Consider the following 11,849-nt stretch of genomic DNA (forward strand, 5'->3'; position numbering starts at 1 on the left):
GGTAGTAGTATGACACACGCTTGCCCCAATGCATTGCGCCTTGCCGTGGCCGTTGCCATCAGTTCTTCCATCCTTGGTACACAGGCACTGACCGAACGCAGGCTACAGACAAAATCTATCGATATTCAGGGCAATGGACACGCGGAGTTTACCCACAGTGAGGTCATAGTTAAGCCAACTTTAGGTCACAACCAGCAACCAATACCCAAATCCATTACCACCACCTACCCCGATCAGACTCAAACCAGAGCTGGCTATGAGATTCCTTCTGAAGGCTTCACAAATGTTCTTTCTGGCATCAGTGGTGGTGTTTCCAGTATTGATCTGTTTGAAACGGACAAAGATGGCGTTGCTCAGAAATACACCAAAGTCCTGAAGGCAGGTAATGAGGGGATCTTCAAGATTACCCATAATCTTGCCGAAGAAGTACTGGTCATTGAAGTCAGAAACGGAATGACCAGTCAGGATTCAATTAAGGCTGTTCGAAGTCAATCGGGTGACATCCAACCACTGGAACCGACAACGAAAATCGCCAGCCCCAATCATTTGGTCGGGGTGCTGAAAGGAGCCAATGAAAGAGCAGGTAGCCTTGGCGAAGTTGATCACTATGTTGCCCTTGCCACCATCGAAGTTGACAAAATTGAAGTGAACAGTCGCACCTTTATGCGCCTTGTCGCTGCAGACGATGAGCCTCCTGATTTGCAGAGTCTGGATCAAGCACTCTTTGTTAATGATGAGCCACTTTTGGCAGCAGCGACCTCTGCCTATACCCAGGTTCATACTCTGAGAGAGGGTTTACAACAGAAAGCTCTGGACGATCTTTTGTACTACCATAAACCCGTCGGCTATGTTGTAAACGTTGGGGATGAGTGGCGGGCTTGCCCTGTGCCTGAAGGTTATCCAAAGCTGGAAGTGACTGAAGCTCCGGGAGAGATTATTGTTTTCCATGGTCAGAAGCAGAATCCGACAGATGTCGCTTTTGTGGAAAAAATCTTTGACGTCTGGAAAAGGGTTGATGCTAATACCCCCGCTCCTGGAGTATCAACACAAGTTAAAAAAGACAAGATCAAAAGCTACCAATACGTCATTCGAAGCAGGCAGATGGAACTGCTCGAGGGGTTAGCTGCGCGGCACGATGTTGGTGTTTTCGAAGATCATGATGCGGCGCTTATGCTGGCATACTATGAAATTCTCCAGCAGGCATTGACCGCTGCTACTCCTGATCATGCAGATGAATTTTATTTCTCAGTAGAACACGTCAAATTCGCCTCGTCTTTCATTACGCCACCCTCGATACATAATCAACTTGCAAAACACTTCAGCTTCAAACCCGCACTTAGAGATTTTCTGACTAACCCGCATTTTGTTCGGAATTTTCTCAATATTTTACCCTTTGCCGCCGAATTACAGACCGATAATTTTTACAACGCGAAACCGTTTGCAGACAAAATCATGGCCGACATGGCCAGAGAGATGATTGAGAATCAAATCAAGCTGGAAGAGCAGCGGGCAGCAGAAGGCGAACTCATCAAGCTTAGAAACCAGTTAAGGATCACAACGGAGAAAGTTACTGCCAGTGAAATGCTAACAAAGGAAACACTCCTGCTCTATCGGCAATCTGAGGATGCGCGAGCACGGCTTTCTGTCTATGTGGAAGAGCTGGTGAAAGAAGTTAACATACTGGATGTTCAACAAAAAAGCCTGCGCAACGAAATACTTTCAATGAGAGCTCCAGACGACGAATTTCATAAAGATCAGCTTCAGAAAAACCAGGCACTGGAAGAACGCATCGCACAGTTTGAAGAACGCATCGCACATTTAGAAGAACGCATCGCACAATTTGAAGTAATGCGACACAACAGATTCCATCGTCTTGCAGATTTGAAACCGAAAGTGGATGACATTACAACACCAGACCTCCAGGAAGCCATGCCTAAAGTCCTCAAGACGCTGAGTGCCGTAGAAAAAGCTCTGGAGATTCATTACCTTGATGAAAACAACGATCTGTATCTCCGTCGTCAGGGCATTGCTGAAGACATGCAGGAATACATCAGAGACGCCAGACAGCGGGCAGAGGAAGAGGCCCGGTACATACTGGAAGTCGTAGCAGAAATGCTCAACATCAACGTCAGTGAAGAGGATGACAAAACATCAAAACTCACCAGGATTTTCAGCGTACTTAACAGCTATGATCTCTCAGATAAAATACTGGGTGAAACGCTGGATGAGATTGATAGCATCCTCTGGAGATATGAAAGCAAAATTCTGCACGCGAAGGATTTCCAGCTGCTCACCCTTCTTGCGCACCTTCACTATAAACTCCAGGACCCTGGCCCGAACACGCAAGCCAGAGACCAACAGACTGATCTGCTGGAAGCCATAGAAAAAATACTCAACATAAAATTCAATAAAGAGGACGACAATGCAGTAAAACTTGCCCGGGTTCATACAATACTTGACGGCGATGATGTCTCAGGACACTTGCTGGATCAGATAGATCAAACCCTCCGGAAAGAAGACGGCGCAGCTCTGAACGAGAGGGATCTCAAACTCAACAAGCTTCGTGCGATTCTTCACTATAAAGTCAAAGATTCGTGCCTGGACATGCAAGTCAAAAAACAACAGGCAAGTCTGCTTGGAGCTTTAGAGAGAGAGCTGAACATCTACCCTCATAGAAACGCTGCTGCTGAAGGAAGAGGCAAGGCTACCACTGTCAAACTGGCCAAAGTTCTGAATGTGGCATTTGAGCAGGATGACGACCTGGCTGAACAAAAGGGTGCCCTGAGCACTAAAATTCAGGAATTATTCGAAAAATCAGACGCACTCTATGATGACGAAGCTGCCCGAAGAGTCTGGAACAATGAAATGGCTCATCAACTCAACATTGAGGACTACAAAGAGGATGCCACTATTGAAGACCAGAACAGTCTGGTTGAAAAAAAACTCCAACAGTTGAATAAAGAAGTTTTCAATGCGGGTCAGCCTGACGTTAATGAGCGCCTTACTGCCATTGAGAAAGAGCTTGACAGGCAAATAGCCCGACTGGGCCCCAAGCCCCGATACGTTCTTGATCGTGAGGTGGCCACTGCCAGACGAGCATTGGAAGAAGCTGAAAGTAATCTGAGAGATGTTCATCGCGAACTGAAGACGCTGCGTGGCAAGCACATTGTATTTGCCGGGAAACTTTCTGACCTGGACTATATCCCCGATAAAGACGATGTAGCTCTCAATCAGCTAATGAAAAAACTTCAGACCGACCTGGGTCTGACTGCAGGTGACGAACAAACATCTGAAGAGCGAGTAGAAGACATCAGACATTTCCTGCAGGAATACAGTGCAGAAAAACGAGATGAGATCACTGAGAAACTGAGAGCCAAACATGATCTGAATCTCCTGATCAAAGAAGGTGACCTCAGTACACTGCAAAATACTGATTACATTTTCTCCGTTACAGCCCATAAAAATAATCATGATCCGGACGAAACCGGTATCCTCGAGGAAGCATTGAATGAACTGCCTTTAGCCAAAAAAAACTACGCTCAGGTCACGAAATTCCTGCGCGATCGTGACAGAAAATGTATGGACTTGACCAGTAGATGGTTTGAAAAGAGGGATGCACAGGAGAATCTGGATCGTAAAAAACAGGAGAATATCGATTTTGGAGATTCCGATGAGAAGGCTAAATCCGTACATAAGAACGAAATGGCTAAGCTGGATTGGATCCTGAAGCAGAAAAATGAAGCTATATCAAAAGCAGAAGACGATCTTGCAGATTATGATGAAGCGTTTCTTGATGCCACTGAAGAAGCCGTGGATCTTAAACCAGATACTTCTGACACCTTTGGACAACGGATGGATGCCCTGAGAAACAAACAGTTAGAACTGGGCGGAAAAGATGGTAATGGTGGCAAGATCCGGCAACTGATGAAACAGGCCCGTCTGGAAGAGGAGATTGAAATCAGGAAAGCAGACATCAGGAGAAGGAAGGAAGTCCTGAATGCCGCAGAGACAGCTGTCGAAAGTGATCGTGGCCCCTTCCAGTACACACTGAAACAGGCAAAAATTCGAGCCGCTATGGACGCCTTCATGCAGCAGCACTCACTCAAACAACAAGCTCTGGAAGCTGCAATAGGTCTGGCAGAATTAGCAGCAGAAAGCGGTAAGACAACACCGTTCCTTAAGACACCATTCCTTACAACTTGCGATTTTGACGATGAATTTGCACCGATTCGCTTGCAGGCAATGGTCGGAGACAAGCTGACGTTTAAACAGGCCAGTCGGATTGTGGAAGTTTTCAAGAGCCTGAAGGCAACGTTCCCGGAATACCCCTCCGAGCCTGAAGAGGAGCAACCTCGTAATGCCCTGGAAGAAGTCCGGATTCTAACGTACAGGGCCAGGAATGAGTTGAAAACCGGGGCTCAACAATACGACAACGAAATTTATGGCATGGGCAAAAGAGCCATCCACTTCGTCGAGCATGAACCAGAGAACCTGAAAAGTTTCTCTGAATACTTCGCTACCCATTCTGCCAGTGGTGACAGAATCATAGCTCTTGTGCGTGACGGTCTGATCAGCAAGATTGAACTTGAAAGCTACATGAAGGCCGTCAGAGGTGTCGACGGTTATCAGACAGTGGACGAATTTGAACACTTCCTTGGCTACAAGCACGGCGTCAATCTGCCTGACTTCAGGAAAGTTGTCCAGATGCTGTCCGACAAGGGTGCTGAGGAATTCATGCAAAGTGCCTTTGCCCCTACCATAACCGCCACTGGGCCGACAGGTATGAAAGAGTCTGTTGCCGGCATGAAAGAGTACGCCGCTGCGGTCATCGCCAACTACGTGCTTGACGATATTGCCTTTGAAAACGGCCACAGGACGGCAGCATTCCTGGCCAATGTTCAGGACACCCTGACACCTTACGCCAGTGCTGTTGGCGTGTCCGAATCAGACCTGATCCATGCTATCCATGACACATTGATGCAGGCTCATGCCGCAGCGGTTAAGCACCAGTTCAATGATTACTGGGTCAAACCTTCAGCTTCTCTGGTACAGGCGGTCACCTGGTACTACTCCAACTACAGACCTCTACTGGTGACCCATTCCGTCCTGGAGGCAGCCAGACTGTCTCTCTCAAACATGGCGTTCCTCTATCTTCTGGATCTGACCAACCGGGGCGATTACACACACAGGATGCTCTCACCTTTCCGGCGCTGGCTGGAACGCTTTGGTATTGACCTTGACCGAACCGGCCAATATGCCTGCCACAGTGGCATTGAAAAAATCTCTGAAGCAGGCGGGCTGGCCATGCCATTGGGCAAGGCCGCTTCTTCGGTCATTCTATTGAAAACCGGCTCTCTGCTGTTTGCCAGACAGTACAACGCCAACCCCCGGATGTATCGCAGCATTTACCGTCTGGTTCCCGAAATCCTCCAATCCATGGCTTCCGGACAAGGGGTTCAGATACCGCTGCTGCACAGAATCACACCAGAAAAAGTGAAAATCCTGGCCTCGGCCACAGCCGGCCTGGTGCTGGGTCCGGTAGCCACTGTCGGAGCATACGCCCACGGTCTTGTATCCGGGTATACCTATGCTCAGACCTTCGGATTCGCTCTGGCGTCGAGTCTCACTTTCGACTTCTTCATGAACGACAACAAGATGCTCACTCAATGGCTGGGCGGACCTCTGGGCCGCAGTCTTGACCAGCTTAATCGCTGGATAGGCATGGGGGAAACGCAAGATAAATATGTGAAACGTACGGCTATTGCCACACCTCAACGCTTCAATGAAACCGATGAAGAGTATGCCAACCGTGTTAAAGCAAACAACATTATGTATGGCTGGACCCGAAACGAGCATTATCTTCAGTTCCGTGAACGACGTGATCGCACCATGAGGATGTTTGAGCATGGCTGGGAGAAATACTTTAAGGCAAATGTGCCCAAATGGTCGTTCTCCCACGCAGAAAGTATTCCTTACTTCTACACTCCCGGAGCCTTTTACAAATGGCAAAAGGGCGATGTTCAGACAGTTCACGGTCATGATAAGAGAAATGCCTCACAATCAGGCTTTCCATCTGCAACCTCGGCACACCACCTTGATACTGGTGAACATTTCAGCTTAACGGAACAGCCATGAGCGACTGACAGCCATGAGCAACTGACAGCCATGAGCAACTAACAGTCATGAAGCGACTAATACTCAGCTCCGAGGTACCAGAATGACACAGGCTCGCCCCAATGCAGTAAGCCTTGCAGTGGCCATTGCAATCTATTCTTCCATCATTGGTACACAGGCACTGGCCGATCGCAGGCTGCAGACCAAATCTTTCGATATTCCGGGCAATGAAGGTGTGGAGTTTACCCAGACTGAGGTCGTGGTTCAGCCAACTTTGGGGGATGACCAGCAACCAATACCCAAATCCTTTACCACCACCTACCCTGATCAGACTGAAGCCAGAGCAGTCTATGACGTTCCTTCTGAGGGCTTTACAGATGTTCTTTCTGGCATTGACGGTGGCGTTTCCAGTGTGGATCTTTTTGAGACAGGCAAGAATGACGTTGCTCAGAAATACACCAAAGTCCTGAGGGTCGGTAATGAGGGGGTCTTCAGGTTCACCCATAACCTTGCAGAAAAGCAACTGGTTATTGAAGTCAGAGATGGGATGACTTGTCAAAATTCAATAAGGGCTGTTCGTATTCAATCAGTTAACACCCGACTGTTAGAACCTCTGACGAAAGTCGCCAGCCCCAAACAACTGGCCAGAATATTGAAAGGTGCGAATGGAAGAGCAGGAAGCCTTGGAGCGGCGGACAAGTATACTGCCCTTGCCACTATTAAAATAGACGAAGTTGAAGTAGCCGGGCGTACCTTCATGCGTCTTGTCGCTTCAGGCGATCAGCCACCTGAACCGCAGCGTCTGGGTAAATCACTCTTTATCAATGATGAGACTCTCTTGGCCGCAGCCACCTCAGCCTATACCCAGGTTTATGTTCTGGGTAAAAGTTTACAACAGGAAGCTCTGAATGAACTGTTGGCATACCAGAAACCCGTCGGATATGTAGTACATGTTGAGGATGAAACACTGGCTTATTATGTGCCCGATGGTTACCCAAGACTGGAAGTGGTTCAGGCTCCGGGAGAAGAGATTGAAGAGATTATCGTTTTCCATGGTCAAAAGCAGAATCCAACCGATATTGCTTTTGTAAAAAGCCTCTTCAACCTCAGGGCAGAAGTTGTCGGTAATGCCCCCGCTCCTGCAGTGACGGCACAGGTTAAAAAAGACAAACTCAAAAGCTATCAGCACATCATCCGAAGCAGGCAGATGGCGCTGCTGGAGGAACTTGCTATTGACTTCGCTGTGCAGTTCGATGCTGAATTTGAAGAAGGTAAACTGTTGGCGCTTGCCCGCTATGAAGCGCTGCAGCAGGCATTGATCAGCGCTACTCCCGATAATGAAAATGAGTTTGAATTCACAGCAGCACACATCAAAGTTGCTTCCTCGATCATGACGGCAATCTGGCTACAGATTCAACTCGAAAAACACTTCAACTTCAAACCTGTACTGAGAGATCTTCTGGCTAGCGAGGCATTTGTTCAAAGTGTTCAGAGGGTTATACCCGTTGTAGCTGAATTGCCTGCCAATGGTTTTGGAGACGACGTCAAGCTGGCTACCAAAGTCTTTGGAGACATGACCAGACAGCTACTTGAGCTGGAAAACCAGCAGGAGGGGCTGAATGCAAGAGCGGGCGAACTCGCCCAGCTTAAAAATTTCTTACAGCATGCAACCGAAAGAGCCAATGCCATTGAAGCGGAAAAGCAGAGAGCACAATCCCTCAGGAAGCAAATTGAGGAGGAGCTTGAAATGCTTCTTCAAGAATGGAAAGACACGAAAAAATGGCGAGATAAACTTCAACAGGAAGCTGATCGAATTCCAGAGCTGGAACAACAAGCTTCTGACGCCAGAGTGAAAGCCACAAAAATTCGCAACGCTCAAATGGCAGCCGAACTCGGCATTGATGACTGGGATGATTTCCAGCCTCCCGAAGTGCAAAAGAGACTCATCACAGAGAGAATTAATGAAATCAACAGAGCGGTTGCCTCAACCGTTGCCATAGCAGGAGAGTTTGAGGAAAAAGCAGTTAAAGCAAAACTGGCGGCTATTGAAGGTCATCTCGATATTATTCCGGGCAATGAAGACGATCTGGATGCCCGCTTTGAGTCCATTCATCACCATCTGCAACAGCAGGCAGGCCAGAACATTGAGCTGGCCGCACAGAGACTGGCTATCGTTGCAGATCTTCTCGGTCTGGTTCCGGATAACAAAAATGATCTGCAAGCTCGTCATCAGAACATTCAGCATCAACAGCACCTGATGCAGCAGGTCGATCAGGAACCTCTTCAGAGCACCGAAACCTATGCTGAAGAACTCACTGCAATCAAAGCCCGCCATGCAGACATTGCCGAGCAATTGAACATTGAGAATTTTGACGGCAATGCCGATATTTTTCTTCAGCAAGAACGCCTGCTTCGGAAACTTCAGACCATCAGTGATCATCAAAAACACCTGCTACAGAAACTTCAGACCCTCAATGTTCAAGACGCAGAAGGAGAAGCCATCCTCAAGGCCAGGCAAAATGCTCTGGCATCAATGCTCGGTATTGAGATGAGTAAAGACTGGACAGTAGAGTATCGTAGCACCCTGATAGATGTAGCCTGTCGTAAGATTCGCAAGTTGGAAAAAGTACTGAAAGACATAAGAACTCCGGGCCACACAAGAGCCTGGCCTGAAGTACTCTTGAAAATCAGTGCTGTGGAAAAAGCTGCCGGGATAGAAGGTCTCCATAAAGAGCAGGATATTTATGTCCGTCGTCAGGCTATTTCTGATGAGATGCAGACACACATCGAAGAAATCGCAAAGCAGGCAGAGGAGGAGGCCCTGCAAATACTGGAAGCAATGGAGACAATACTGAACCTCAAAGTCAAAGTCAGAGTTTATAAAGATGATGACAAAGCAGCAAGGCTCTCCAACATTCGTTTAAAACTTGACAGCGATGATATCCCGGAAGACGTCCTGGATCAGCTGCTGACTGCCCTCTGGGAAGAAGACAGAACACTACTGGACAGAACACTACTGGCTGAGAGGGCTATCAAATTCCAGAGGCTTCGAGCGCGTCTTTCCTATAGTGTCGAAGGTTCGAAGGAGCGAGCCAGAGATCAACAGAGACAATGGCTTGAAGCTATAGAGGAAAAGCTGAACATCAAAACGAGTGAAAACGCTTTTGCTAAACCAAGAGGCCATTTATTGGTTTTTATACTGGCCGATGATCTTGGGGTAGAGTTAGAAATGGATGACAGCCTGCACAACAAGAAGGATGCTATAAGAGCCAAAATTTTCGACTTACTGGATGAAGTAGACGAAGCCTATGACGATGAAGCTGTCAGAAGAGACAGAAACAATGCATTGGCTCGTCAACTCAACATCAAGGACTACAAAGATGATGCCACCATCGACGAACAGAACCGTCTGATTGAATACAGACTGTATCAGTTGGATGTCAGCGTTCGGAAAATAGGTGAGCCTGATGTGAGTGAGCGCATCAGAGCCATTGATAATGAGCTTGACGAGCTGATGGCTCCCCTGGGACCAAAGCCCCGATACGTCCTTGATCGTGAGCTGGCTACTGCCAGACGAGAAGTGGAAGAAGCAGTGGATGAGCTAACAGGCGCATATCGCTTGCTGGCTACGCTTGAAGGCAAAAACGTGAAATTTGCGGGGAACCGTGCTGACATCCAACACCTCTCGGATAGAGGCAACAAAGCCCTCAATCGGGATATGAAAAAGGTTCAGATCCACTTGGGTCTGGCTGCCGATGATGATCAGACCTCTGAAGGACGAATAGAAGACATAAGACTTTTATTAAAGAAAAAAAGCGCAGAAAAACGAGATGAAATCCTTGAGAATCTGAGAGCCAAAACAAATCTGAACATTGAGATAACGAGTGGCCTCAGTTTACTGGAAGACTCTGATTACTTTATTACCATTTCTTCTTGCACAGACTCTCATGGTCAGAAAGAAGCCTTGGGTAGACTGCCTTTAACCAGAAAAAAGTACACTCAGGTCACGGAATTTCTGCGTGAGCACGACAGGAAAAGTATAGAACTAGCCAATGCACGGCTTGAAGAGTGGGATGCAAAAGAGAAACTGGATCGTCAGGAAAAGGAGATTATCGATCCTGGATACATGGATCAGAATGCTAAACCCATGCATGAGGACGAAATGGCCTGGCTGGGTTTAGTCCTGAAGCAAAAAAGTGATGCGGTATTAAAAGCAGAAGTCGCTCTTACGGATTATCACAAAGCAGTTCTTGAGGCCACTGAAGCGTCCGTGGGTCTTAAATCAGACACTTCTGACACCCATGAACAACGGATTAATGCCCTGAGAAACAAACAGGTACAACTGGGCGGTGATGATGGTACTGGCGGCAGGATCGGGCAACTGTTTCGTGATCAGGCCCGTCTGGAATATCAGATTGAAATCCGGGAAGTATCCATGGCGACAAGGACCGAAGCTCTGAGGGCTGCCAGGCAAGCTGTTGTGAATGATGACAGCCCCTTCCAGTACTCGCCAAAACAAGCAGAAGTTCTGGACGCTATCCACAAATTCACGCAGCAGCATTCTCTCAAAAAACAAGCTCTGGAAGCCTCACTGGGTCTGGCAGAATTAGCAACAGAAAGCGGTAAGTTTATACAGGACTCTAACTTTTTCGATTTTGACGATGAATTCGCACCGGTCCGCCTGCGGGCATTGACAGGAGATGGTCTGGCGTTTGATCAGGCCAGTCGGATCGTGGAAGTCTTCAGGAACCTGAAGACGACCTTCCCGGACCTCCCTTCCGAGCCTATAGAACATCAGCCTCTGAATGTATTGCAAACTATCGATAAGCTGAAAATAATGGCCAGAAATGAGCTGAAAACGGGGGCTCAACAATACGACGACGAAATACACGGCATGGGTGCAGCAGCCATTCACCACATCGAGCATGAACCAGGGAATCTGAAAAGCTTCTCAGACTACTTCGCTACCCATTCTGCCAGTGCTAAAAAGATTATCGCTCTGCTGCGCGAAGGTCTGATCAGCAAGATTGAACTTGAGCACTACATGAAGTCCTTCAGAGGTATCAACGATTATCAGACAGTGGATGAATTTGAACACTTCCTTGGTTATAAACATGGCATCAAGCTGCCTGAGTTCAAGAAGGTCGTCCAGATGCTGTCCGACGAGGGTATTAAGGAATTCATGCAGAGTGCCTTTAATCCTGTGACCTTGACCACCACCAACCCCGCGGGTATGAAAGAGTCTGTTGCCGGCATGAAAGACTACGCCGCTGCGATCATCGCCAACTACGTTCTTGACGATATTGCCTTTGAAAATGGCCGCAGAACGGCAGCATTCCTGACCCATGTTCAGGACACCCTGACACCTTATGCCAATGCCGCAGGCCTGTCTGAATCAGAGCTGATCCAGGCGATCCATGACACATTAATGCAGGCTCATGCCGCAGCGGTTGAGCAACAGCTCAATGATTACTGGGCCAAGCCTTTAGCCTCCCTGATACAGGCGGTCACCTGGTACTTCACCAACTACCGACCTCTGCTGGTGGCCCATACTGCCCCGGAGGCTGCCAAATTGTCCTTCTCAAACATGGCCTTCCTCTATCTTCTGGATCTGACCAACAGGGGCGATTACAGCCACAGAATGCTCACACCTTTCCAGCACTGGCTGGAACGCTACGGTGTTGATCCTGACCGAACCGGCCGATATGCCTACCACAGCGGCATTGAACAAGTCT

The 11,849-nt window shown here is 48.0% G+C and carries 2 protein-coding genes; both read left to right on the forward strand.

Features of this window, described 5'->3' with window-relative positions:
* Positions 1-9: 9 nt before the first annotated feature.
* The gene (locus KBW69_RS07065) at positions 10-6,135 is read left to right on the forward strand and encodes a hypothetical protein (RefSeq protein ID WP_257280443.1); all 6,126 of its coding nucleotides are present in this window, start codon (positions 10-12) and stop codon (positions 6,133-6,135) included.
* 82 nt (positions 6,136-6,217) lie between these two features.
* Positions 6,218-11,849 (forward strand): hypothetical protein (locus KBW69_RS07070; RefSeq protein ID WP_257280444.1); only part of this gene is annotated, 5,632 nt, incomplete at its 3' end.

Origin of the sequence: Endozoicomonas sp. ISHI1 (assembly GCF_024606225.1) — a bacterium.
Taxonomy (GTDB): Bacteria; Pseudomonadota; Gammaproteobacteria; order Pseudomonadales; family Endozoicomonadaceae; genus Endozoicomonas_A.

What these genes read in the sequence shown, in the direction of transcription:
- KBW69_RS07065 (WP_257280443.1), top strand. Translation starts at nt 10, where the DNA reads ATGACACACGCTTGCCCCAATGCATTGCGCCTTGCCGTGGCCGTTGCC.